21 protein-coding genes are annotated in these 24,364 nt (G+C 48.6%); 18 read left to right on the top strand and 3 right to left on the bottom strand.

Annotation, left to right across the window (positions count from 1 at the left end):
• The first annotated feature begins 56 nt into the window (after positions 1-56).
• From DWZ40_RS00815 to aroE, 3 genes are all read left to right on the top strand, one after another.
• Positions 57-971, top strand: coding sequence for a calcium/sodium antiporter (locus DWZ40_RS00815; protein WP_118540251.1), 915 nt, complete (start codon positions 57-59; stop codon positions 969-971).
• 469 nt (positions 972-1,440) lie between these two features.
• Positions 1,441-2,352: an AEC family transporter gene (locus DWZ40_RS00810; RefSeq protein WP_118540250.1), complete on the top strand. Its 912-nt coding sequence runs from the start codon at positions 1,441-1,443 to the stop codon at positions 2,350-2,352.
• 86 nt (positions 2,353-2,438) lie between these two features.
• Positions 2,439-3,311, top strand: coding sequence for a shikimate dehydrogenase (aroE, locus tag DWZ40_RS00805; RefSeq protein ID WP_118540382.1), 873 nt, complete (start codon positions 2,439-2,441; stop codon positions 3,309-3,311).
• A 68-nt stretch (positions 3,312-3,379) separates the two neighbouring features.
• Here aroE and DWZ40_RS00800 read toward each other — a convergent pair whose 3' ends face one another.
• Entirely contained in the window at positions 3,380-4,279 is a 900-nt protein-coding gene (locus tag DWZ40_RS00800; RefSeq protein ID WP_243035151.1) for a LysR family transcriptional regulator, read from the bottom strand.
• 221 nt (positions 4,280-4,500) lie between these two features.
• On the opposite strand from DWZ40_RS00800, the gene DWZ40_RS00795 reads away from it, so the two are divergent.
• From DWZ40_RS00795 to DWZ40_RS00735, 13 genes are all read left to right on the top strand, one after another.
• A complete protein-coding gene (locus DWZ40_RS00795) occupies positions 4,501-5,961 on the top strand; it encodes an SLC13 family permease (protein ID WP_118540248.1) in 1,461 nt (486 codons plus the stop codon).
• Positions 5,962-6,004: 43 nt separating this feature from the next.
• Entirely contained in the window at positions 6,005-7,264 is a 1,260-nt protein-coding gene (locus DWZ40_RS00790) for an FAD-dependent oxidoreductase (protein ID WP_118540247.1), read from the top strand.
• A 76-nt stretch (positions 7,265-7,340) separates the two neighbouring features.
• Positions 7,341-7,901, top strand: coding sequence for a chorismate mutase (locus DWZ40_RS00785; protein WP_118540246.1), 561 nt, complete (start codon positions 7,341-7,343; stop codon positions 7,899-7,901).
• A gap of 170 nt (positions 7,902-8,071) precedes the next feature.
• Positions 8,072-8,941, top strand: a complete 870-nt coding sequence (locus DWZ40_RS00780; RefSeq protein ID WP_118540245.1) for a DMT family transporter — start codon at positions 8,072-8,074, stop codon at positions 8,939-8,941.
• Between the two features lie 201 nt (positions 8,942-9,142).
• On the top strand, positions 9,143-9,946 hold the full coding sequence (locus DWZ40_RS00775; protein ID WP_118540244.1) for a shikimate kinase: 804 nt from the start codon (positions 9,143-9,145) through the stop codon (positions 9,944-9,946).
• Between the two features lie 32 nt (positions 9,947-9,978).
• Complete coding sequence (locus DWZ40_RS00770; protein WP_118540243.1) at positions 9,979-11,376, top strand: phosphodiesterase; 1,398 nt, start codon at positions 9,979-9,981, stop codon at positions 11,374-11,376.
• Positions 11,377-11,638: 262 nt separating this feature from the next.
• Positions 11,639-12,370: a GntR family transcriptional regulator gene (locus DWZ40_RS00765; protein WP_182430489.1), complete on the top strand. Its 732-nt coding sequence runs from the start codon at positions 11,639-11,641 to the stop codon at positions 12,368-12,370.
• A gap of 184 nt (positions 12,371-12,554) precedes the next feature.
• Positions 12,555-13,730: a PatB family C-S lyase gene (locus DWZ40_RS00760; protein ID WP_118540241.1), complete on the top strand. Its 1,176-nt coding sequence runs from the start codon at positions 12,555-12,557 to the stop codon at positions 13,728-13,730.
• A 56-nt stretch (positions 13,731-13,786) separates the two neighbouring features.
• Positions 13,787-15,100: an APC family permease gene (locus DWZ40_RS00755; protein ID WP_118540240.1), complete on the top strand. Its 1,314-nt coding sequence runs from the start codon at positions 13,787-13,789 to the stop codon at positions 15,098-15,100.
• A gap of 79 nt (positions 15,101-15,179) precedes the next feature.
• Entirely contained in the window at positions 15,180-16,439 is a 1,260-nt protein-coding gene (locus DWZ40_RS00750) for an NAD(P)/FAD-dependent oxidoreductase (protein WP_118540239.1), read from the top strand.
• Positions 16,432-18,567: a molybdopterin-dependent oxidoreductase gene (locus DWZ40_RS00745; protein WP_118540238.1), complete on the top strand. Its 2,136-nt coding sequence runs from the start codon at positions 16,432-16,434 to the stop codon at positions 18,565-18,567. The genes DWZ40_RS00750 and DWZ40_RS00745 overlap by 8 nt, the downstream gene beginning before the upstream one ends.
• Positions 18,564-19,094, top strand: coding sequence for a 4Fe-4S dicluster domain-containing protein (locus DWZ40_RS00740; protein ID WP_118540237.1), 531 nt, complete (start codon positions 18,564-18,566; stop codon positions 19,092-19,094). The genes DWZ40_RS00745 and DWZ40_RS00740 overlap by 4 nt, the downstream gene beginning before the upstream one ends.
• 86 nt (positions 19,095-19,180) lie before the next feature.
• Positions 19,181-20,101, top strand: coding sequence for an alpha/beta hydrolase (locus DWZ40_RS00735; protein WP_118540236.1), 921 nt, complete (start codon positions 19,181-19,183; stop codon positions 20,099-20,101).
• On the opposite strand, the gene DWZ40_RS00730 is transcribed toward DWZ40_RS00735, so the two are convergent.
• Both DWZ40_RS00730 and DWZ40_RS00725 read right to left on the bottom strand, forming a co-directional pair.
• Entirely contained in the window at positions 20,082-21,713 is a 1,632-nt protein-coding gene (locus tag DWZ40_RS00730) for a HAMP domain-containing sensor histidine kinase (protein WP_147354117.1), read from the bottom strand. The genes DWZ40_RS00735 and DWZ40_RS00730 overlap by 20 nt on opposite strands.
• On the bottom strand, positions 21,703-22,392 hold the full coding sequence (locus tag DWZ40_RS00725; RefSeq protein WP_118540234.1) for a response regulator transcription factor: 690 nt from the start codon (positions 22,390-22,392) through the stop codon (positions 21,703-21,705). The genes DWZ40_RS00730 and DWZ40_RS00725 overlap by 11 nt, the downstream gene beginning before the upstream one ends.
• Before the next feature lie 242 nt (positions 22,393-22,634).
• Here DWZ40_RS00725 and DWZ40_RS00720 point away from each other — a divergent pair, with 242 nt between their 5' ends.
• Together DWZ40_RS00720 and DWZ40_RS00715 are read left to right on the top strand one after the other, a co-directional pair.
• A complete protein-coding gene (locus DWZ40_RS00720) occupies positions 22,635-23,057 on the top strand; it encodes a hypothetical protein (protein WP_118540233.1) in 423 nt (140 codons plus the stop codon).
• Between the two features lie 153 nt (positions 23,058-23,210).
• Positions 23,211-24,356 carry an efflux RND transporter periplasmic adaptor subunit gene (locus DWZ40_RS00715; protein ID WP_347560016.1) on the top strand — a complete coding sequence of 382 codons (1,146 nt, stop codon included), beginning with the start codon at positions 23,211-23,213 and terminating at the stop codon, positions 24,354-24,356.
• Positions 24,357-24,364: the final 8 nt, after the last annotated feature.

Genomic DNA, 24,364 nt, shown 5'->3' with positions numbered 1-24,364 from the left:
GTATTTCACTTTAGGAAAGAATACAAAAACCTGGGGACAGGGCAGGAGGAAAGATTATGATGTACGTCTGGCTGATCATCGGCTTTGTGCTTCTGATCAAGGGAGCGGATTATTTTGTGGAGGCGAGCTCTTCCATTGCACGGGCACTCCGTGTTCCAAGTATTATTATCGGTCTTACCATTGTGGCATTTGGAACCAGCGCGCCGGAGCTGGCAGTCAGCACAACGGCTGCGCTGACCGGGAATAATGAGATCGCGGTGGGCAATGTCATCGGATCGAACCTGTTTAACCTTCTGGTGGTTCTCGGAGCCTGCGGGGTCATCCGTCCGTTCGCGGTACAGCTGCGCTGGGATTATGCAGCGTCTGTTGGTGTGGCAGTGGTTCTGTTTTTTATGATCGTCCGTGACCACTTCATCAGTCGCCCGGAAGCTGTTTTTTTACTGGTCTTGTTTGCCGGTTTTATTGCCCTGACAATCCGCGATGCGCTCACAAACCGGACTGAGGCAGATGAAGAAATTTCCGTGCTTTCCCCGCTTTGGAGTGTGATCTATATTTTTGGCGGCATTGCAGCGATCGTATGTGGCGGCAATCTGGTGGTAGACAGCGCGAAAGCCATTGCACTTTCCTTCGGTCTTTCCCAGACCCTGGTTGGTCTGACGGTTGTAGCACTTGGAACTTCCCTGCCGGAGCTGGTCACTTCTGTGGTGGCATCCAGAAAAGGGGAAAACGGACTGGCGCTCGGAAATGTCATCGGCTCCAACATTTTTAATATCCTGATGGTGCTTGCGGCTTCCGCAGCGGTTCATCCGATCGCGGTAACACCGTTTGCGGTCATCGACACGGCATGTCTGATTGTAGCCAGTGTGCTTACCTGGTTTTTATGCCGCAGCAAGCTGCGCATCAGCCGGATGGAAGGCGTGGTCATGCTGCTTATGTATGCAGGGTATCTGGTCTATATTTGTATGCGGTAACATGGAACGCGTGGAAATGCAGGAATGTCCCCGCATGGTTATTTTCGCGCCCTGAACAAATGGGAAAAAGAAGAAAAGATACAAAAAAAGCAAGTGCCGGGAAATGCACTTGCTTTTTGTCGTTATAAAAAGGGAGGAGAGCTGATAACCTGCGTTATCAGCTCGAGTATTATGAAAAAAATCTTTTAAGCGTTTTATAAACAACTCGTTTGCTCTTGTTGTTTATGGTTATAGTATAGGGAGAAATCGTGAAGAAATCATGTTAAATCTGTAAAAGGTTTTTGAATGAATTGTGAACGAAATATGAATAACAGAACCGGGCAAGCAGGGAATGCAGGGTTACGGATCTGTGCGTGAACAGTAACCATGCAGCATAGCAAGACCGAATAAAACAAAAAACAGCTTGCTATCCGGGAAATTCTGATGCACAATGAACTGCGGAAGATAAAAGAAGGATGGTAAGTTATTTATGACTGCAATACTTATGAAAGCGGGATGTTTTATCGCCATCATCCTGCTGGGATACATGCTGCGCCGGATTGGTGTATTTCAGAAAGAAGATTTTCATGTACTTTCAAAACTTGTTTTAAAGGTTACTTTGCCGGCAGCGCTGGTAAGCAGTGTGGCAGGAAAGGAGATTTCTCCTTCCATGCTGGTTTTGTGTTTATTTGGATTTGGCGGCAGTGTGATTTATATGGCAGTCATGTATGTGCTGAACCTACGCGCACCGAAGGAAAAACGGGCATTTAAAGTGCTCAATATTTCCGGATATAATATTGGAACTTTTACAATGCCGTTTGTACAGAGCTTTCTGGGGACAGATGGCATGATGACGACCAGTCTGTTTGATACCGGCAATGCGTTTATGTGCCTGGGCGGTTCCTACTGCATCGCTTCCATGATCAAGCATGGAGACGGAAAAATGGATCTCAAACAGATTGCCGGTACTTTGGTGCGTTCTGTTCCCTTTGATACCTACATTATTATGACGGCGCTGAACCTGTTTCATGTAAAGCTGCCAGAGGTGGTTGTCACATTTGCCGGGGTGATCGGAAATGCGAACCCGTTTCTGGCAATGCTGATGCTGGGCGTCGGCATGGAATTGTCCATAAACCGGGAACAGATTGCTGACATGGTGCGCATTCTTGTGTTTCGCTACGGAATTTCTGTTTTGCTGGCAGTAGCATGTTTTCGTCTGCTCCCTTTCCAGCTGGAGTACCGTCAGGCACTTGCATTTTTAGTGTTCAGCCCGATTTCCGCTGCAGTTCCGGCTTTTACGGCGAATCTTGGCGAAGATTATGGCTTTTCCAGCGCGATCAACACGCTTTCTGCGATGATCAGTATCGTCTGCATCGTGGTGACGCTGGTTTTGGTTTTGTAAGGTAAAAAGCAGATTCCTCAATAAATGACTTGCCAGTATGCAAAAATCAGAGTAAAATAAAGCACAAATCATTGCTGAATGGGAGGATTAAGATGGAAATTAGCGGACATACACAAATGCTGTGCCTGATTGGAAGTCCGGTAGGACATTCCGGTTCCCCGGCCATGTACAATTACAGCTTCCAGAAGCTTGGACTGGATTATGCTTATCTTGCTTATGATATCAAGGAAGAGGAGACTGCAGAGGCAGTAAAGGCACTTCGCCTGCTGAATGTAAAAGGCTTCAACATTACCATGCCATGCAAAACTGCGACCCTGGCATGCTGCGACGAACTGTCGAAAGCAGCAGAACTGATCGGAGCAGTCAATACCGTAGTCAATGACCATGGCAAGCTCATCGGTCACAATACGGACGGTCTGGGTTGGGTCAGAAACTGCCGTGAACATGGTTTCGAAATCACAGGAAAGAAGATGACCATTGCCGGTTCCGGCGGTGCAGCAACTGCAATTGAGATTACGGCAGCACTGGAAGGCATGCGGGAAATCTCTATCTTTGCAAGAAAGGATTCTTTCTTTGCAAACGCAGAGACAACGGTAGAGAAGATCCGCGAACATGTTCCGTCCTGCACGGTGAACCTGTTTGATCTTGACGACCAGGAGGCATTTCGAAAGGAAATCGTGGACAGCGACATCTTCACCAATGCAACCCGTGTTGGCATGAAGCCGATGGATGACCAGAGTCTGATCACCGATCCGGGCATGTTCCGCAAGGATCTGGTTGTTTCCGACGTGGTTTACAATCCACGGGAGACCAAACTCTTAAAAGAGGCAGCCGCTGCTGGCTGCAAGACGATTCCTGGAATCGGCATGCTGCTCTGGCAGGGTGCCGAAGCGTTCAAGCTTTACACCGGACAGGAGATGCCGGCACAGGAAGTCATGGAGAAATACTTCGCTGAGTAAGTACGACAAACAAGAAAATTAAAAATGGGCGGCAGATATCCGTTTTGGGTATCTGCCGCCTGTTCGATTCATAGCGGTTTCCTTTCTAACTGATAACGTTTCACATACCTGGTAAAAGAGCGGATGGATGGATAATCCAGAAGCTCTTTTAACGTTACATAATAAATAGAGCGGTGCAGGCGGTTTTCAAATGGAAGAATGTTGAAAGTGCCATCCTGCATGCTGGCTGCGATGCCTTTGGAGGAGAAACCAATACCGAGGTTCTGTGCGGCAAGCTGGATGACCATATCTGACTGGCTGGTTTCGCAGAGAATGTTTGGGACAATATTGTGTTCTTCAAAAATACGGTCCAGGCTTTTTCGGAATACGGATGCAGGTGAAGGCATGATGATGGGATCATCCTTGAGATCTTCAACCGAAATGATTTTTCTGGATGCCAGTGGATGCTGGCGGGAAATGATGACAGAGTAGAAATCTTCCTGAATTTTACAGTAGGCGAGATCTGGCTCTTGTTCCAGCTGTTCTTCTGTTCCAATCAAAAATGCGGCGTGGATTTTGCGTTCCAAAAGAAATTGCTGAAGATGGGCACTGCCGTTTACGGAAAAGGAATAGTTTAAATTCGGGTGGAGACAGTGGTAATCGCTCAGAATTTTTAGCAGATTGGTATAACCGGCGATCCACAACAGGCCGATTCGCAAAGTTCCTGCTTCCAGGATACTCTGCTTGTGCATCAGTTCTGTGAGCTGGTCCACGCCGCCTAAGATTCTCTGTGCATGGTGGGCAAACTGTTCCCCGGCATCGGTCAGGGAAACCGATTTGGAGTGGCGGATGAGAAGCGGTACCTCCAGTTCCTGTTCCAGTTTCATGATCTGCTGGGAAAGAGAGGGCTGCGACAAGTACAGATTTTTCGCTGCCGCAGAGATGTTTTTCTCCTTGGCAATTTCAAGAAAGTAGCGTAATTGTTGCATTTGCATGAGAAAAAAGCTCCTTTTTGCGTGAAAAAATAAAATTTTTGTGATATGTATCTAAAAAAATACGGTGATATAGGAATAACTTATCGATTTGATAATATTATGATATTTTACAAATGTCAATAACCTTTGTATCATAAAAAATACAAAAACAAAGGAGTAAAGTTGCGGTCGAGGTTGACGAATCCGGAAACGGCAACAAAGAAAGGGGTTTTATTATGAAAAGCAAAAGCAGCAAAGACACAATCTTTTTGATCCTGTCGCTGGCAATCATCATCGGGTCACGGTTTGTCCCGGAGTTTGGAGGACTTTCCTCTGAGGCAATCGGAGTACTTGGCGTATTCTTCGGTTCCCTGATCATGTGGATCACCATTTCCATTGACTGGCCGAGCATGATCACGTTAATGGCACTTGGCTTTCTGCCAACGTTTGGTTTTTCAAAAACATTTTCAGGAGCATTTGGCAACACGACGGTAGCATTTTTGATCTTTACCTTTATGCTGATATATCCGCTTTCCAAGACAAACTTTGTAAGGCGCTGTACGGTATCCTTTATCACAAACAAGATTGCAAGAAAGGGACCATGGTACTTTGTCTGCTTCCTGTTTGCAGCAGTTACCTTCATGGGCTTATTCGTATCCCCGTCTGTTTTGTTCGTTGCATTCATGCCATTCCTTGAGGATATCTTCCAGGTACTCGGTGTGAAGAAGGGCGGAAAGACCGGCAACATGATCATGATGGGAACCGCTTTCTGCATCAGCCTTTCTTCCGGTATGACGGCAATCGGACATGTATGGCCGACTATGGCAATTGGTTATTATAATGCAGCAACCGGAAATGATGTCAATCAGTTCCAGTTCATGGCAATGGGAATTCCGACCGGTATTCTCCTCATTATCCTGCTGATCCTGGTATTTAAGTTCATTTATCGCCCGGATGATATCCATGAGATCAAACCGGAGAACGCAATGGGACTGCGTGGAACGGTTCCGAAGGCAGACACCAAAGAGAAAATCATTCTTGGTGTTGTAGGACTAACCGTATTTTTATGGGTTGGTCCGAGCCTGATCAAAGGCAGCTTCCCGGATCTTTACAAGACCATCAATGGCTGGTCTACCGCAATGCCTCCGTTATTAGGCTGCATCCTTCTGTTCATCACCAAAGTGGATGGCGAGCGCATCTTAAACTTCAAGGAAGGCGTTACCAAAGGAATTCTGTGGGGAAGTATCCTTATGACCGGCGCAGCAACCTGGCTTGGTTCCTGCCTGACCAACGCAGATATCGGTATCAGCGACTGGCTGACTGCATCCCTGTCTCCGTTGACTGCAGCACTTCCGCTTACCGGTATGATCTTATTCTTCATGCTGTGGGCACTGCTTGAGACAAACTTTTCTTCCAATATTGTTACCACAACCGTAGTAAGTGCAGTCGCACTGTCTGTTTTAACTGCACTTCCGGCTGGAAGCGTAAGTGTTGGTTCTGTAGTATGTATGGTTGGTATCGCAGCAGCAGTCTGCAACATGACACCGGCAGGTCAGAGTACCATCAACACCGTGGCAATCGGTTCCGGGTGGACCACGACGAAAGATATGTTTATCTGGGGCGGTATTTTCGCACTGATGGCACTGCTTGTCCTGACATTCTTTGCATACCCGCTGGGAGCATTGGTCATTGGTTAAAAAGAGAACCTCATCATTGGCAAAAAAAGGAGTATAGAGCAATATGGAACGTTTGTATCAGTATGATGTCGTTGTTGTCGGAGGAGGAACCGCCGGAGTATCTGCTGCGGTTGGAGCTGCAAAGACAGGAGCGAAAACACTTTTAATAGAGCGGAATGCCTATCTTGGCGGAGAGGCAACCCATTCCGGAGTCAGTGCTTTCTGTGGCTTTTTTACATGCGGAGAGAATCCAATCCGTGTTGTGGAGGGTGTTGGACAGCTCGTCTTAAACGAGATGGAGGCGCTTGGGCCGACCGTGGATTATGTCATTTCCGCAACTGGAAACCGCAACATCAATTTCCAGCCGGAATACTTAAAATGCGCAATGGACAATCTGCTTGAAAAAGAGAGTGTGGACTACTTCTTACATACGCATGTGATCAGTGCGAAGATGGAGAACGGATCCATTGAATCCATCCAGTGTGCTGATGATGAGGGAAGTTTTACTGTAACGGCTAAAACCTTTGTGGATGCATCCGGAGATGCCAACCTCTCCCACCTTGCCGGTGCAAAGCTGGTTTGGGGTGGTGAAGACGGATGTCCGCAGGCGGCAACCTTACCGTTTCGCTTAAGCGGTGTAGACACGAATTGTGATATGTCACCGGCAGCCGTGGAGCGCGCCGTAGTAAAGGCAAAAGAGGCCGGTATCCCGAATCTTACCAAAGAAAAAGGCTTTATCCTGAAAAAAGAAGATTCTGATATTGTCTGTGTCCTGCTTCCAAGTGTCATCCCGGAGGGACTGACGGCAGCAGACCTTACCAGCATGGAGCGGGAGACCAGAAAACAGGTGCTCAGCTATGTGAAGGCATTAAAAACTTATATGCCGGGCATGGAGCGTGCGGAGTTAGCGGTGATCGGACCGTCCATCGGTTTTCGGGAAACCAGAAAGCTGGTTGGAAAAGAAACGATTACTGTGGATGATGTGCTTACCCGGAAAAAATGTCCGGACAGCGTGGCGCGCGGCGGGTGGAAACCGGAGATCCACAAAGACGTCAATAAGATGGCAACCTATCTGGAGGTAAAGGAAGGAAGCTATTTTGATATTCCGCTTGGTGCGCTGCAGTCGGAAAATATTGAAAACCTGTACGGCGCAGGCCGTATGATTTCCTCTGATGAAGCGGCATTTGCAGCAGTCCGTGTTATGGGAACCTGCTTTGCAACCGGACACGCAGCCGGAGTTGCAGCAGCATGCCAGGCTCTGGACGGAACGGTGGATGTAAAACATGTCCAGGAAGTATTGAAAAAACAGGGGGCATTGGTGTAAAATAAGATATTGTGTCGTCATCTGTCAGATAGGACACGGCAGTACATCTGCAGCAATGCAAATGGGAGGATGAAAGATGACTTTAGAAGAGGTAAGAAAAGAGATTGACCGGGTAGATACCCAGATCAAGCCATTGTTTTTACAGCGCATGGCCTGTGCAGACCATGTGGCAGCAGCAAAAGCGGAGAATGGATCGGATGTATTTGTCCCTGTAAGAGAAGATGAGATCATTGCCAAACGCACGGCGGATGTTGACGCAAAGGTGAAGAAAGAATATGACATGTTTTTGCGCCACCTGATGAGTGTGTGCCGCAGATACCAGTACGGGATCCTGACCGGAATGCAGGAAACGGTGATCGCACAAGCCCTGCAGGCAGCTGGTCTTGATGAAAACACAGACCATGAACAGATTACGGTATACTTTACTGACAGCCGTAAAAACAGCAAACTGAATCTTTACATGAACATGGTCCGTTTAAACGACATCCTGATCGATGCCATGGAAGTAACCAGCCGGGACGATGAGCAACAGGTAGTGCTGAAGCTGCACGGAAATATCAAAGAGCCGGATATGAGAAGACTGTTATGTCAGCTTGGCAAAGAAGCAAATGAATTTAAAATTACTGCGCTGCAGTAATCAGCGGATGCGTCGCTCACTGGCGCATCCCCGATATGAATACAATCCATCAGCCGTTCGGGATATCGTTCCGAACGGCTGATGGAGGTTTTGTGCTGTTTACGCAACGCGTGAGCAGCAGCTTTTGCGTTAGTTGACGAATCATATGTACATAAGGAAGGAAGTTTATCATGAAGCGAAATGCCGGATATCTTTATTTACTGATCACCTTTTTCTGTTGGGGAAGCATTTATGTTGTGAGCAAGTATGCACTTGCCGTAATGGGACCGGTTACGGTGTCATTTTGCCGTTATCTGATCTCTGTCATCTGTCTGTATGGAATCCTGAAATGGAAAGGCGGACAGAAGAAAATTGCGAAGGAACACTGGCCGTATCTGCTGATTCTGGGCGGACTTGGCTATTTTGCTGCAATCATCCTGCAGCTTGGCGGAACTGCACTGCTTTCCGGTTCCCTTGCATCCTTAATGAATTCCTTAAACCCAATCATGATTTCGATTTTTGCGGCAATCTTCTTAAAGGAGAAGATCACCTGGAAAAATGTAGTGAGTATCATTGTTTCACTGATCGGTGTTTATATTATTCTTGGAAACGGTGCATCCGTCATTAATCCGGTCGGCATTGTACTCTCAGCAGGTTCTGTTGTTTTGTGGTCTGCTGCATCTGTGTCGATCCGCAAAATTTCCGGATATTATGATCCAGTGCAGACAGCGCTTTATGGTATGCTGATTGCCTTGGTGTTAAATATTCCGGCAGCAGTCTTTGAAAATGTGTTCATGACAAGAAGCCATCCTACGGCTGTGGCCCTTCTGGCATGCGTGTTCGTTGCCGTATTCGGAACCGCCGTGGCACATACCTGCTGGAATAAGAGCCTGCAGATGTTAAATGCAAGCACCTGTTCCATGTTTTATCCGTTACAGCCGCTGGTTTCTGCTGTGCTTGGTGTTGTGCTGCTGCATGAGGTCATCACCTGGCAGTTCGTGGTTGGAGCAATCCTCATCTGTTCCGGTATTGTCGTAACGTTTTTACCTACAAAAAAATGAAAAATCAGCACTTTAAAGTGATAAAATCATTGCGCGTTTCTGCAACTGCTGATATAATTGCATAGAAAGTAGAATAAAGGTTCCGGATATTCCGCAGGCAGACCTGCGGGGTGTCCGGAATTGTTATAATGAAAAAAACAGGAATGGTCAGGCATGGTCAAAAGAGGAGTTTCGGTCATGGCTGGAAGAGGAGAATGTGCAATGGACAGAATTGAGGAGATCCGTAAGAAAATTGGAGTATGTGACGATATCATCATCAAGCAGCTGGTTGACCGTATGGAATGCATCCAGGAGATCATTGCTTATAAAAAGCAGAATGGTATCCCGATCCTGCAGCCGGAACAGGAGAAGAAGCAGGAGAACAATTTAAAACAGAAGCTGGGTGACAATGCATTCGAGGAAGAAATCCTCAACATCTTCAAGTACATTGTAAAGAACAGCCGTAAGATCCAGGCAAAAGCCCTGTTCGATTACAACATTTTCCTGATCGGCTTTATGGGTGCCGGAAAGAGTACGGTTGCGAAAGAACTGAAACGTCAGCTGGAGATGAACTATGTGGAGATGGACCAGCTCATCGTGGAGAAACAGGGCATGTCCATTTCCGAGATCTTTGCAGAGTACGGCGAGGTATACTTCCGAAATCTCGAGAGCAATACGCTCATTGAACTTCAGAAGCGCAAACAGACGATCGTCTCCTGCGGCGGCGGTGTCGTTGTGCGTGAGGACAACAAGGACCACATGAGAAAGCACGGAAGAGTTGTGCTTCTGACTGCAACTCCGGAGACGGTTTACAGCCGTGTAAAGGACAGTACGGAGCGTCCAATCCTGAATGACAACATGAATGTGGAGTTTATCGCGAACCTTCAGGAAAAGAGACGGACCATGTACGAAACCGCAGCCGATGTAGTCGTTCCGACGGATGGAAAGACTCCAGACGAGATCTGCCGCGAAATTGTCGAGAAACTGACCCAGTTGGATATTGCAACCAGCGCAGTAAATGTGTAAGATAGAGATAAATATATACAAAGGGGGATTCGATGATGGGCTTATTTGGACGAAAAAAAACAGGCGCACAGGTGGAAGAACCGACAGTGACAAAGCCTGAGGCAAAAGCTCAGACGGATGGTTATACAGAGGAAGGCGAGATGCACAGTGACCGCATGGTCTGCCGTCACCAGTTAGAACGGGCCATATCCGGAAACGGACAAGGTGTGGTCATGAAATTTTACATCGAGAATTTCAAACAGATGAATGAACTGTTTGGATTTTCTTACTGCGAGGAACTGTTAAAAGAGATTCTGGAGTATTTCCGGGAAGAAACCGGCAGTATCGTGTACCGCTATGTGGGTGTGGAATTCATCACCATTTTGCAGGGCAGGACACAGGGACAGGCCATGCGGCTGGCAGAAAGTATTCTGGACCGTTTCTCCCAGAGCTGGAAGATCGACGGGACAGACTGCATGTGTTCCTGCCAGATCGGTCTTTGCTCCTATCCGGGTTATGCAGACAGCGCAGACCAGCTGTTAAAATGTCTGGATCTGGCAGTCAGCAAGGCAGCTGAGACAGGAATCAACCAGTATGCAGTCTACGATACAAAGCTGCATGCAGCATTTTTACGCAAACAGGTGATTGCCAAGTACATCAGCACCGCACTGGAAAATCACGAATTGGAGATCCGCTTCCGCCCGACTTATAATACGAAGGAAGAGCGTTTTACCCGCGCCGAGTATTACATGCGCATGTTTGTAAAAGATGTCGGCATGGTAGGAAGTGCAGAGTTTGTTCCGATCGCGGAGGATACCGGCCAGATCAGCAGCGTGGAATATTATGCGCTGGAGCGTGTGGCACAGGAGATCGCGGAGCTTGAGCGAAAAGGTGTGGAATATGAATCGATCGCAGTTCCGGTTTCTCCGGTATTGCTGATCCAGGAAAATTTTGTGGCAACCGTACAGAGCATGATTGAAAAATATCAGATCCCGTCCGGAAAGCTTGCAGTTGAAATCGATGAATATGCACTTACAACTGCTCCGGTGACCATCGAAATCGTCATGGAACAGCTGAAAGAACTCGGTGTAGAGCTGATCTTAAATAATTTCGGTTCCGGCTATTCCGGCATCAGCAAGATCCTGGAACTTCCGGTCGATACCTTAAAGTTTGAGCGGATGTTTATGTGGCAGCTGGAGACCGATCCAAGATCGGAACCGATCGTGGAATGTCTGATCAAGGCAGCCGATAAACTGGGCAAACGTCTGATCGCTGAGGGTGTGGAAACACAGCGTCAGTTAGATATTCTGGAAAAATTCGGATGTATTTATCAGCAGGGCTTTTACTATTCCCCGACGATTCCGCAGGAGCTTCTTGCCGGTGTGCTGGGAAAGTCCATGGATGAGACAAAAATCATATTGGATCAGGAACGGGAAAAACTGAAACGATAAAAAACGGTCTGTTAGGAAAAGCGTATGAGCCTTTTTGAGCATCATACGCTTTTTTGATACTAAGTTGTATTAATGCAAGTTAGGAAGAGTTGAGAAAAGATACACAAAAAAGAGAAAAATCGCAGAGAGAATAGAATAAAACGACAGAAAATGAAAAAGAAAATGAGAATAAACAGAAATAATAACCAAAGAAACTTGACTTATTATAATATATGTTGTATGCTGAAAATGCATTCAGATGACGGGAAAGGAGAATGAGATTGTGAATAAATTATCCAACAGTCCGCTGTATGAACAGGTCTTCGAACAGATCAAGAATGCAGTCCGCAATGGGGACTATAAAAAGGGAAATCTTCTTCCGAGTGAGAAGGAACTGATGGAGCTGACGGGGGTCAGTCGTGTGACGGTGCGCCAGGCACTGAAACTGCTGAGCGACAGCGGCATCATTGAGACTTACAAAGGAAAAGGAAGCGTTGTGGTTGTTGACTGGAACGGTCTTTTAAGCCCTGGTGAACTGAGAGACCAGGCTGAGGAATACTGGCGTCAGTTTGAGTATTCCACCAAGGCGAGGCGTGTGATTGAGCCGTCTATTGCAAAGCAGGCAGCTATCATGGCAACGGAGGAAGATGTCCGTCACCTGGAATTTGCTTACGCCCATGACAAGGAGACAGTCAGTGAAGAGGAGACGGATATCTACATCGCAAAGGGAACCGGTCTTCAGTCTTTTCACGGATGCTTGTGGGAGATTTTAAAGAATCCGCTTTTAAAGCAGATCTGGGATACAACGGTGCCGCCGTCCAATGCGATCACCGCACTTCCGCTCATTGTACCGGTCCGTCAGGAAAGCTACAAGTCGGAGATCCGCAAACAGCATGGCAATATTCTGGAAGCGGTGAAAAACCATGATCCGGAGTATGCATATTTTCATATGCTGCAGCATTGTGACTGGATTTACGCAACATACAAGCATTATTTTGAAGAATTCTGCCGCTGATTTTTTATTTCATAGGAAGATGTGTCCTATGAAACAAAAACGCTCCGCGAGAATGTGCCAAGGCACATTCTTTCTTATAACAGGCGGCGCTAGAAATAGATGTCATTTTTCCCGGGGGACAGGGCCCGTTTTTCCGGGAAATGAACATAGATTACAAGTACTCAAAGGGGTTGGAGGTACTAACATGAAATACGATTTCGATAAGGTATGGGATCGTGTGAACACAGATTCCATCAAATGGGACAGACAGTTTAAATTTGGTGTGCCGACCGGACTGATTCCGTTCTGGATCGCAGATACGGATTTTGCGACACTTCCGGCAGCAGTCACCGCAATGAAAGAGCGTCTGGATCATCCGCTGTTTGGTTATACATCAACAAGCAAGAAAACCATGGAGACGGTACGTGCCTGGTACAAGCGCCGTCACAACGTTGATCTTCCGATTGAGGCATTTTCCCCGTCCGAGGGTGTTGTGACATCCATCTGGTTTTCCCTGCGTGGATTTACCGAGCCGGGTGATCAGGTCTTAGTCTTTACACCGGTGTATGATCCGTTTTTTGTAGCGATCCGCACACAGGATCGCAAGGAAGTGGATTGCCCGCTGCTCTACAAAGACGGACGCTATGAGATTGACTGGGAAGATTTTGAGAAGAAGCTGGCAGGTGGTGTGAAGGCGATCATCTTCTGTAACCCACACAATCCGGTGGGACGGATCTGGACCAGAGAAGAGGTTGAGAAGGTTGTTTTGCTCTGCAGGAAATATTCCGTATGGCTGTTCTCAGACGAGATCCATGGGGATGTGGCACTGTACGGCAACCAGTATACTTCCGCAGCATGCTTTGCGGATGTTTACGACAAGATGATTGTTTACACCGCCATCAGCAAGACTTTCAATATGGCAGGTCTGCATTCTTCCTGCAGCATCATTCCGAATCCGGAATACCGGAAAAAGCAGGAGGCTTCCTTAAGAGAAGCATGGCTCATGAGCCCGAACTGCCTTTGCAACGCAGCCATTGAAGCCTGCTATACCTATGGAGATGAGTGGGTCGACGAGCAGAACGCATATCTGACAGAAAATGCAGAGTTTATCATCCGGTATCTTGCAGAACACGCACCGGAGATCAAACCGGTGAAGCCGGAAGGCACCTATCTGATGTGGCTGGACTGCAGCGCACTTGGCATGAGTTCTGACGAGATTCAGAAGTGCCTGGCAGACCATTATGGCATTGCAGTAGGCGGCGGCGCTTCCTACGGTGGTGATGGTGCGCATTTCCTGCGTTTCAACTTCGGATGCCCGAGAAAAACGCTGGAAGCAGGTATGGAAAAATTGGCACAGTTTGTGGCAGATCACAGAAAATAAAAAGAAAAGGTGTTGCTGGACATAAAAGCGTGAACAGCAATAAAGAGGCATAAGTGATGGAGAATAAAAAATTAAATTTCTGGGATTGCATGGGCTTTTGTATTGGGCAGATTGTAGGATCTGGTGTTTTCGTTCTGACCGCAATCGTGATCGGTCTGACCGGTCACGGTGCACCGTACGGATATTTTCTGGCAGCGATCATTTCTCTGATCAGCCTGATCCCGATGGCAACTCTTTCTTCGAGTATGCCGGCTACCGGAGGTAGCTATGTATACGCGAAAAAGTTACTTGGACCGAGAATCGCATTTGTATTCCTGCTCATGTTCATCCTGCAGCAGGTACTGGTATCCACGTTTGCAATTGGTTTCGCAAGCTATGTTGGTGTGATTTTCCCGTCCGTGAACCAGACGGTCGTAGCAGTTGGTGCACTGACTGCAGCCGTAATCGTAAACCTGATTGGTTTAAAGACTTCTGCAAAAGTTCAGAAGGTCATGGTATCTTTACTGCTGATTTCTCTGTTTGTTTACATCGTATTCGGTCTTCCGAAGGTTGACTGGTCCGCAATGGAGTTCAGCGCTTCCAACATCATGCCGCATGGCGTGAAGAACTTTTTACAGGGTGCAACCCTTCTTTCCTTTGCTTGCGGCGGTGCAAGCTTCCTGGCAGAAAACGGTGGAGAGATTGAGAATCCTGGCAAGAACATTCCGAAAGCCATGATCCTTTCTACCGCAATTGTTGCAGTATTTTATGCACTGGTTGGTATCGTTGCAGCCTGCGTACTTCCGCTGGACCAGATTGCAGGTGTGAATATTTCCGTTGTAGCAAAAGAAGTATTCCCGGCACCGGTTTACCTGTTCTTCGTTATCGGCGGTGCATGGTTCGCTCTGTTGACCACCTTAAACGGAACCTTATCCTGGACCACCCGTTCCCTGCAGAGAGCAGCGATGGATGGATGGCTTCCGGAAATCTGCGCAAAAGAGAATAAGAATGGCACTCCGGTTCTGCTGCTTTTCTTCTTCTTTATCGTAGGCCTGATCCCGATCCTGACCGGTATGGATACCACGGATATTTCCAACATGGGTACTGGATGCAGCAAGCTGACCGGTTTGTTCACCATCTGTGCATGCTGGAGACTTCCTAAGATGTTCCCGGAGGCTTATGAGAAATCTGTACTGCATACAGACCCGAAGAAGCTGCATGCAATCCTTTGTGTTTGCCTGGCAGTTACCATCGTAACTTCCTTCGTAAGTCTGTCCAGTTTGAAACCGAAACACTATCTGTACATTGCTATTTTCATTCTGGTTTCCATCATTATCATGCTGCTGCGTTATAAGAACGTAAAAGCAAAGATGGAACAGCAGAACGCATAACAATCAAACAAGGAACCGAATGAGTCACTGACCGTTTTTTGCGCAGTGGCTTTTTCGGCATATGAGAGGAGGCAGAAGCATGAAATATGCAGTGGTAGGCTTTGGAACAGCCGGGTACCATGCAGTAAAGACCATCCGTCAGTACGATGCGGACGGAGAGATTGACGTATACAGTAATACAAACCGTGCACCGTACAATCCGATGCTGACAACGTATTACGCATTTGGAAAACTGGAGTTTGAAGGATTATTCCCGTTTGGGGATCTGGAAAAGATCCAGAAAGAAATTTCATTTCACCTTTGCCAGGAAACGGTAAAAAAGGTACATGCAGAGGAACACAGCATTGAAACAGAAGCAGGAATCAAAACGTATGACCGCATCCTGATCGCAACCGGGGCAAGGGCGTTTGCACCGCCGGTAAAAGGACTGGATCCGGAAGACGCATTTCTGATGCGCACCGTGGAAGATGCCATCCGCTTCAAGGAACGTTTAAAAAAGCAGAATGTGAAGCACGCGGTTGTGATCGGTGCATCCATGGCGGGAATCAAGGTTGTGGAAGTCCTTCACAAGTATGGGATCGAGACCTGGCTTTTGGATCTTGCCAAGCATATTTTCCCGCTGGCTGCCTACCCGGAAGTTTCTGCTGAAATTGAAAAGCGTGTAGAGGCGCAGGGCGTTCATCTGAAATTTGGAACGACCATCGACCATATGGAACAGGAAGATGGAAAAAATATTGCGGTACTGACCGATGGAAGCCGGATCCCGGCGGATATTGTTGGGCTTTGCATTGGTACAAGAGCCATTACCGAAACCGTTCAGGATGAGGTTGCCATCGGGCGCGGCATCATTGTGGACGATCATATGAGAACTTCAGTTCCCGGTGTGTTTGCGGCAGGGGACTGCTGTGAGGGCAATAACATCGAGAGCGGTCAGACGCAGATCATCGGTCTGTGGGCGAATGCCAACCATCAGGGAGAAACCGCCGGAGCCAACATGGCAGGACAGGATGAAACCTACAAAGGAAATATCCTCCACAATATCACTCATTTCATGAACATGGACTTTATCGGATTTGGCGATAACCGTCTGGAGGGGGAAGTATTGGAATACGGCAGTCTGGAGGGCGACCTTTACGTCCGCCTGGTACTGGATGGAAAGAAAATTGTGGGTGCCAATATCCTGGATAACTACCGGATCAGCGGTATCATAAAGAACTATATGCTGCGTTTGTTTGCAGGAGAAGAGTTTACTTTGCCGGATTACCAGCGGGCGATGCTGGAAAAGGCAGGGTTGTCAGAAACGTTTATTGATGAGATTGAGGAGAAGATGCATGGATAGTTTGGAAGCATTAATCAAGGCAAAAATCCCATGTCCGGAAACGGGCATCAAAGTCTGTCATACGGTCTGCGCGATCTGCAGTCCGGCGAATAACTGCGGCGTAAACGCGTATGTAAAAGATGGAAAAATGGTAAAACTGGAAGGAATGGACGAGCATCCGCAGAGTAAGGGCCGCCTTTGCGTAAAAGGTCTTTCGGGCCGCCAGTTTGCATACCGGGAAGACCGGATTTTAACTCCGCTCCGAAGAACCGGTGAGCGGGGAGAAGGAAAATTTGAACCGATCAGCTGGGAGGAGGCTTACCGGGAGATTGCCGCGAAGCTTACCGGGATCAAGGCTGAATACGGGGCAGATGCGGTAGCGTTCTTTGGCGGATATAATAAGTGGTACCGTCCGTGGTTGCGCCGCCTGGCCCATTCTTTCGGAACCATGAATTTTGGAACAGAGTCAAGCACCTGCATGACAGCTGGATGGATGGCGTGGAAGACGGCAGCGGGACAGCTGGCACGGCCGGATATGGCGCATTCCGATCTGTATCTGGGCTGGGCGCTGAATCCGTATTATTCTGGTTATGGCAAGGCAACGGCGATCGAAAACCGCCGTGCAAAGGGCATGAAGGTGATCGTCATTGATCCGAAGATCACACCGGCAGTGGAGCGCCTTTGTGATCTGTATCTGCGCCCGTATCCGGGAACCGATGGGGCCCTGGCACTCTGCATGGGAAATATCCTGATCGAGAATGGCTGGATCGATGAGCCCTATATTGAGAAATATGTTCATGGTTTTGCACAGTACAAAGAATATGTAAAACAGTTTAACAGCACCAACGTGGAAGCACTGACCGGTGTGCCGTATGAGAAAGTCTTCGAGGCCTGCCGCATGATCCATGAGAGTAAGTCCATGTGCATCAACGAGAACAGTGCACCGATCCCGCATCACAAAAACGGATTCCAGAATTATCGTGCGATCATGGCGCTGCTTGCACTGACCGGAAACTATGACCGCGAGGGCGGCCAGCTTCCAGGACTTCACAGCTTCACGCACCAGATGGCAGGCTTTACGACCCGCGATGAGGAATTCGCGGAGGTGACTGAGCCGAAAGATACAAAACCAGCAGTCGGGGCTGAGCGCTTCCCGTTGTGGTATTATATGGAAAAGGAAATGCAGTGTGTGGATCTGGCAAGACAGATCCTGGAGGAGAAACCATATCCGGTCAAGGCGATCTTTGCGATGGGCATGAATTACCGGATGCTCCCGGATGACAAAACCGTCCGCAAAGCGCTCTTAAAGCTGGATTTCTTTGTCGATACCGATCTGTTTATGACGGATACGGCGATGCTTGCGGACATTGTCCTTCCGGTATGCACCTCTTATGAGCGCGGGGAGCTGGAAACCTATCCGGGCTGTTATGCCTGGTACACAAAGCCGGCGATCGACCGGGTAGGCGAGAGTAAGTCCGATGCAGAGATTATTTGCGATCTGGCAAAAGAATTAAAGCTTGGCGATGCCGAACTGGAAGCCGGATATGAGAAGAATCTGGACTTCATTTTGAAAGATCTGGATATTACCGTGGAAGAATTAAAGATCAGCGATGTGCCGGTCCGCGTGCCGAATGTAAAGCATGCTGCACCTGGTGAGCATCTGGAACGGGGACTTCTGACACCGACCGGAAAATTTGAACTCTATTCGGAGCTGATCGCATCTCATCCGGAGTGGCATCTGGATCCACTTCCGACTTACTGTGAGCCGCTTGACGATGCAGATCCGGCTGTGTATCCGTACCGTCTGTGTTCCGGCGACCGAATCCCGAATGCGATCCATTCCCGTTTCCATAAAGTGAAATGGGCGCGCAGCCTGCGTCCGTATCCGACCGCAGAACTGTCTGTGGAGGATGCAAAGGAGCTTGGAATTAAAGAGGGCGATGACATGGAACTCTTTACGGAGCGCGGATGCATCTGCGTGAAAGCAAAACCGACCCATAAGGTGCCAAAATCCGTAGTATTTTTCTATCACGGTTATTCCGAGGCAGATGTCAATTCCCTGATGTCCGGGACACATGTGGATCCTTATTCCGGATTCCCGGCATACAATTCGACCCGGTGTGGAATGAGAAAGAAGGTGCAGGCATGAAAAAGTACGCGATCGATCTGGATTTAAGCAAGTGTGTGGCATGTGGTGCCTGCGCAGTTGCCTGTATGGACCAGAATGATTATGAAGTGAAAGAAGGGCAGCGCCCGTTTCGAAATATTTTCGATCTGGAACTGGAGAAGAAGGAAGGGGTGAGTTATCACCGGTTATCGCTCGCCTGCATGCACTGCGAAGATGCGCCGTGCATTACAGGATGTCCGAGTGCCTGCTTGCGGAAAGATCCGGAAACGAATTTTACCGTTTATGATACCACCAACTGCATCGGCTGCCACAGCTGTGCGATGGCATGTCCGTACGGCATCCCGTCCTTTGGAGAGAACGGTAAGATGATCAAATGCGACGGCTGTTATGTGCGGGTGCACAACGGCATGCTTCCGGCATGCGTGAAGGCGTGTCCGTTTGGAGCGCTCAAACTGGTAGATACCGAAGCACCGGAAGAGGAGCAGCCGATTGCAAAAGAGCATTCCCTGAGAATGACCAGTATGGGTATGCTCAAATCACAGGTTTAAAGAAACATGCCCGAAATCTCGTTTGTTCCTGTGTTTGAGGAGATTCCGGGTTTCCATAAGAACAACGAAGGAGAATATGATATAAAATGGAAGTAAAAGCATGGGAATACGATGAATATCCGGGACTAACCGAAGAGGTGGAGGGAGCGGTTCATATCCCGACCACCGGAGATGAGCCAGGTGTTTATCACTGGCATGATATTCCGTACGCAGAAGTAAACGGACAGACGCTGGTACTCCAGATCCTGGAGCCATACACGAGAAATGAGCCGGAGAAGCTTCATCCGTGTTTTGTATTTGTGCAGGGTTCCGCATGGGGACCGCAGGATGTTTATAAGAGCTGCCCGCATTATGCAAGACTGGCAGCCCGCGGCTATGTGGTTGCAGTGGTCCAGTACCGTCATTCGGGTATTGCACATTTCCCGGCACCGATCCAGGATGCGAGAAATGCCGTCCGCTTCATGCGCCTGCATGCCGCAGAGTATCATCTGGATGGAAAGAACTTCTTCCTGGGCGGATGCTCTTCAGGCGGTCATACCGCAGTGTTTGCAGCACTGGCAGATCAGGAGCCGTGGCTGGATGCTTCTGTTTATCCGGGCGTATCTGCAGATGTGATGGGAATCCTGGATTATTATGGTGCAGTCAGCATGACGGAGATGGATGATTATCCGGACACCCTGGAACACCATCTGGAAACAAGTCCGGAAGGAAAAGAAGTTGGCGCGAACTTAAGAGAGCATCCGGAGCTTGCAAAGAAAGCAACGGCCGTGACCTACATCCGTCCGGAGACAAAGCTTCCGCCGATGTTCATCATGCACGGAACCAAAGACCGCAAGGTCAGCCCGTACCAGAGTGTGCGCCTGTACCAGAAGTTAAAAGAATGCGGAAAAGAAGCAAAGCTTTATCTGGTAGATGGCGCAGACCATGGCGGATCGGAGTTCTGGACTCCGGAAGCAGTCGATGCGGCAGACCAGTTCATGAAAGAAATCATGGCTCGTTATCAGTAGAAACTGCGGCGAACCAGAAAATATTGTAACCGTCCTTACAGTCCACGCCATAAGGCATACCATGCGCCTTTAAGATCGTGCTGACGATAGAAAGTCCGATGCCGGTTCCAAGGCGGCGGCCGCTCTGGTGCTGGCTGCGCTGGTAGCGCTCCCAGATGATCTCCCGGTCTTCTTCCGGAATCGGGTCGCCCGGGTTGATCACCTCGACCAGGCAGAAGTCATGGCTGGACTGCAGGTCGGATGCAGAATTGGAAATCGAAAAATCTGAAAAATTAAGGAAAGCGTCTGGCACATGGTCTGCCAGGCATTTTTTTGCGTTGTATATTGAGGAGGCGGCAGTGGCTTCATTGCATATCTGGGAGACGTCAGCAGCGTGTTCGCTGCCAGCAGTTTTCTGGCTGATTTGCGATTCTGGTAGCAGCCGGATAAAAATTTCCTGGTTTTCCGGCGTATGGTTGATGGCATTGTTTAAGAGATTCCGCATGACCTGACTCATCTTTAAGGCATCGACTTCGAACTGTAATTCTGTTTCCGGTGCCTGGAGTGTCAGGGTAATATGGTGCTCGGCGGCGGCCTGGCGGCAGCGGGTCAGCTCTGCGTTTACGATATCTTTTAAATCATACCAGTCTTTCTTCAGCTTGCTGTAGCCTGCCGAAAACTGGGAGTAGTCCAGAATGTCGGTTACCATCTCACTCATGCGGTTGGATTCGCTGATGATCAGGTTTAAGTTTTCGCTGCGCATGGCTTCGTCCTTCCAGGTGATGTCGCGCACCATCTCGGCATAACCGGTGATGAGGGCAAGCGGCGAACGAAGCTCGTGGGACACATTGGCGATGACTTCCCGGCGCAGCACATCCAGCCGCTGCAGCGCTTTTCCGAGCTTTCCAACGGACTGCGAAAGCTGCCCTAATTCATCCTGCCGGTCCAGGTTCGGTCCGATGTCAAATTCATTCTGCGTCAGCTTATCGACCGATTCCTTGATCTGAAAGATCGGGCGGGTGAACTGCTTGGACAAAACGGCGGCGAGGACAGAGGCGATGCCGGTTAAAAGAATGCTCAGGACGATCAGCTGGGAGCGGTTTAAATTCAGGACCGTCCGGCTGAGCAGGGCCTTGCGCAGAATCAGATAGCTCCGTTCTCCCTGGTAGGTGACCGGAAATCCAAGTTCATAGCCGATGATCTGTCCGTGCATTTTTTCGATATGCTTGTAAGGACGCCCGGCCATCAGCTCATCCAACCGGGATGGATCGCTAAGCAGTCTGGGCGTCTTTAATGTTTTTTCCCATTCCTGCGGCTGTACCAGGTGACCGGAGGAATACATTTTTACGAGAGTGCCATCCGTCGAGAGTAAAAGCAGCTCGCCATTGACGTTGATGTGACTGATAAAGGATAAGAATTTTTCATCTTCCCCGATGTCGCGGCTGCGCAGATCTTCCATGATCGGAGACAGCTGGTTCAATGCTTCGTTAACAGAAGCATTGGCATAATTCTGCTCAAAAAGAAAAATCTGTACCACCCACATAAAGCCGATCCCGAACATGACCGGGATCATCATGAAGACCCAGAGCCGGAATACCATCCGGTTTTTTAAGACTGCAAATCTAAGTTTCATCTGGTTTTTCAAATTTATACCCCACTCCCCATACAGTCTGAATGAACTTCCGGTAAGCACCGATGTGTTCCCTTAAGGATTTGATATGCGTGTCGACGGTGCGTCCGTCTCCGCAGTACTGGTATCCCCATACACTCTCGAGTAATTGGTCACGGCTTAAGACAATATGCTCGTTCTGTGCCAGTTTTAAAAGCAGGTCAAATTCTTTTGGCGGAAGATTTACACGCTGACTGTCTATCGTGATGATATGGGAATCCGGAAAGATGGAAAGTCCGTCAAAGGTAAGCTGTTTTAGCGGGGCGGGCGTTTCTGCGCGTGACTGGGTGCGGCGGAGTACCGCGTCGATGCGTGCCATAAGTTCTTTGGGACTGAATGGTTTGGCGACATAGTCATCGACGCCAAGCTGAAACCCGTTTAATTTATCGTATTCTTCATTTCGTGCGGTCAGCATGATGACCGGTACCTGGCTGAAACGGCGGATTGCCTCCAGGGTTTCAAAGCCATCCGGTCCCGGCATCATAACATCTAAGAGGACCAGGTCACACGCTTTTTGTTTGAGTGCGGTGACAGCGGCGGCGCCATCAAAAGCCTCGGTGCAGTCGTAGCCCTCCAGTTCGGCATAAGTACGCACCAGACGGCGCAGGTGCGGATCATCGTCGGTAATGAGGATATGCGGCATAAAAATTTTCCTCCTTCTTTTGGTGTTCCCGGTTTGCCAGACAGGACCGCAAGCCTGGAACAGCCTTTTTTGTTTTCTCTCGTAACGGTTCAGTACCTTCACAGTTACATTCTTCCAAAAGTATAGCATCTTTCCGGTGCCTCCGAAAGATTCCTCACAGAAATATGCGGAATTTCTCACATTTTTCTCACATTTGTTTTTTAGGATCTTTAACATGTCAATGTATGGAAAGGAGCAGCTGTATGGGACAGAAATCTTCGGCAAGACCGCCGGATGACGGAATTTTGAAAAAAGAAATTCTGGGATATACCGGAATCTGTTTTGTGCTTCTTCTCCTTCTTGGTGCAGGGGGAATGCTTGCGCGGACGTTCACGGTCATGGCTCTGGCAAACACCCTGCTTTATCTGGCAATTGGCGGTCTTGGTATGTCGGCATGTCTATTCCGGTTCCGCCCGGGAGCAGAACAGTCAGAGTTTTTCAGGACCTTTTGCTGGCTGTATCACCCGGGAATCTGGATTTTAGCAGCGGTCTCTTTCCTGGAAGAGAGCGGTATCCTTCCAGAATCGATTGCAGGAAATCTGCATCTGGCATACATTGCAGGCGGAACCTTTCTGGTAGCCGGAGTCATTGTTCTGGTGGTGATCTTAAGGGAAGGGAAAACCTAGGAGGCAGGAAGAACAAAGAAGTGTCAGCGGATTCAGTGCAGAAAAGACAGTTATGCAAAAATGACATTTTGTGTATGGCTGAAAACAGATACAAAAACAGGTATGAAACGAAACATAAAACTAGAAAAAAACGGTGAAGGAGTGTAGTGCATCATGATGGATAAGAAGAAAAAGATCGTGGCAGGAGCAGGCGCGGCAGTGATCATTCTGGCAGGCGCAGCATTTTTCCTGAGCAGCAGAGGCGGTGCAGGCGGGCACGGAGGTCCAGGCGGCATGGGAGGTCCTGGCGGAATGCAGCAGGAATCGAACGTAACCGTCGTCAATGCGGCAAACCCGACAACCGGTGATGTATCTGTTACTTCCAGCCTGACCGGTACGGTGGAAGCAGCCGATGTCGTTTATGTTTATGCCAAGGCAGGCGGCGATGTAACGGCAGTGAATGTGAAGGCTGGTGACATCGTCAGCCAGGGGCAGGTGCTGATGGAAATTAACACAGAGCAGGTGGAATCTGCGAAAAACAACATGGATTCCGCACAGGTCAATCTTTCCCAGGCACAGAGCAATTTAAACAGAATGCAGATTCTCTACGGCAGCGGCGATCTGTCCGACCAGGAATATGAGCAGTACCAGAACAACTTAAAGTCTGCCGAGCTTCAGTACGAATCGGCAAAGCTGCAGTATGAGAAACAGGTGGAATACAGCACCATCACCGCACCGATCGCAGGACGCGTGGAGAGTGTCGATGTGGATGTGTATGACCGTGTAAACCAGTCTGCGCAGCTTTGCGTTATCGCAGGGGAAGGTCAAAACAGCATTACTTTTTATGTGACCCAGCGCATGATGCAGAACTTAAAGACCGGTGATGAACTGGAAATTTCCAAGAATGGAACTACCTACACCGGAAACATCACTGAGATCAGCAACATGGTCGATGCTTCCACCGGACTTTTTAAGGTGAAAGGCGATATGACCGGAAGCGATGAGATTGCCATCGGCAGTACTGTGAAGATTGAACTGGTGACCGAGCGTGCAGAAAATGCAATGCTGGTTCCGGTTGATGCGATCTATTACAGCGGCGGGAACGCGTATGTGTATCTGTATGAAGACGGCAAAGCGAAGATGACTTCCGTTGAGGTTGGCATTTACGATTCCGAGAACGCGCAGATCCTTTCCGGTCTGAATGCAGACGATATGGTGGTCAGCACCTGGAGCTCCAACCTGTATGAGGGTGCGGATATCCGTTTGAAATCAGAGGTAGAAGCTTCTGGTGTAGCAGGCGGCGCACCGAAAGCACAGTAAGGAGGCAG

The sequence above is a fragment of the Clostridium sp. AF32-12BH genome, assembly GCF_003477935.1.
GTDB lineage: Bacteria > Bacillota > Clostridia > Lachnospirales > Lachnospiraceae > Brotaphodocola.
Note: the sequence above shows the minus strand (reverse complement) of the source record. Positions and strands in the feature narration are given on the sequence as shown.

Excerpts from the sequence above, each read along its gene's own strand:
- DWZ40_RS00815 (WP_118540251.1), top strand. The coding sequence starts at position 57 with ATGATGTACGTCTGGCTGATCATCGGCTTTGTGCTTCTGATCAAGGGA.
- DWZ40_RS00810 (WP_118540250.1), top strand. The coding sequence starts at position 1,441 with ATGACTGCAATACTTATGAAAGCGGGATGTTTTATCGCCATCATCCTG.
- DWZ40_RS00800 (WP_243035151.1), bottom strand. The coding sequence starts at position 4,279 with ATGCAACAATTACGCTACTTTCTTGAAATTGCCAAGGAGAAAAACATC.
- DWZ40_RS00795 (WP_118540248.1), top strand. The coding sequence starts at position 4,501 with ATGAAAAGCAAAAGCAGCAAAGACACAATCTTTTTGATCCTGTCGCTG.
- DWZ40_RS00790 (WP_118540247.1), top strand. The coding sequence starts at position 6,005 with ATGGAACGTTTGTATCAGTATGATGTCGTTGTTGTCGGAGGAGGAACC.
- DWZ40_RS00785 (WP_118540246.1), top strand. The coding sequence starts at position 7,341 with ATGACTTTAGAAGAGGTAAGAAAAGAGATTGACCGGGTAGATACCCAG.
- DWZ40_RS00780 (WP_118540245.1), top strand. The coding sequence starts at position 8,072 with ATGAAGCGAAATGCCGGATATCTTTATTTACTGATCACCTTTTTCTGT.
- DWZ40_RS00775 (WP_118540244.1), top strand. The coding sequence starts at position 9,143 with ATGGACAGAATTGAGGAGATCCGTAAGAAAATTGGAGTATGTGACGAT.
- DWZ40_RS00770 (WP_118540243.1), top strand. The coding sequence starts at position 9,979 with ATGATGGGCTTATTTGGACGAAAAAAAACAGGCGCACAGGTGGAAGAA.
- DWZ40_RS00760 (WP_118540241.1), top strand. The coding sequence starts at position 12,555 with ATGAAATACGATTTCGATAAGGTATGGGATCGTGTGAACACAGATTCC.
- DWZ40_RS00755 (WP_118540240.1), top strand. The coding sequence starts at position 13,787 with ATGGAGAATAAAAAATTAAATTTCTGGGATTGCATGGGCTTTTGTATT.
- DWZ40_RS00750 (WP_118540239.1), top strand. The coding sequence starts at position 15,180 with ATGAAATATGCAGTGGTAGGCTTTGGAACAGCCGGGTACCATGCAGTA.
- DWZ40_RS00745 (WP_118540238.1), top strand. The coding sequence starts at position 16,432 with ATGGATAGTTTGGAAGCATTAATCAAGGCAAAAATCCCATGTCCGGAA.
- DWZ40_RS00740 (WP_118540237.1), top strand. The coding sequence starts at position 18,564 with ATGAAAAAGTACGCGATCGATCTGGATTTAAGCAAGTGTGTGGCATGT.
- DWZ40_RS00735 (WP_118540236.1), top strand. The coding sequence starts at position 19,181 with ATGGAAGTAAAAGCATGGGAATACGATGAATATCCGGGACTAACCGAA.
- DWZ40_RS00730 (WP_147354117.1), bottom strand. The coding sequence starts at position 21,713 with ATGAAACTTAGATTTGCAGTCTTAAAAAACCGGATGGTATTCCGGCTC.
- DWZ40_RS00725 (WP_118540234.1), bottom strand. The coding sequence starts at position 22,392 with ATGCCGCATATCCTCATTACCGACGATGATCCGCACCTGCGCCGTCTG.
- DWZ40_RS00720 (WP_118540233.1), top strand. The coding sequence starts at position 22,635 with ATGGGACAGAAATCTTCGGCAAGACCGCCGGATGACGGAATTTTGAAA.
- DWZ40_RS00715 (WP_347560016.1), top strand. The coding sequence starts at position 23,211 with ATGATGGATAAGAAGAAAAAGATCGTGGCAGGAGCAGGCGCGGCAGTG.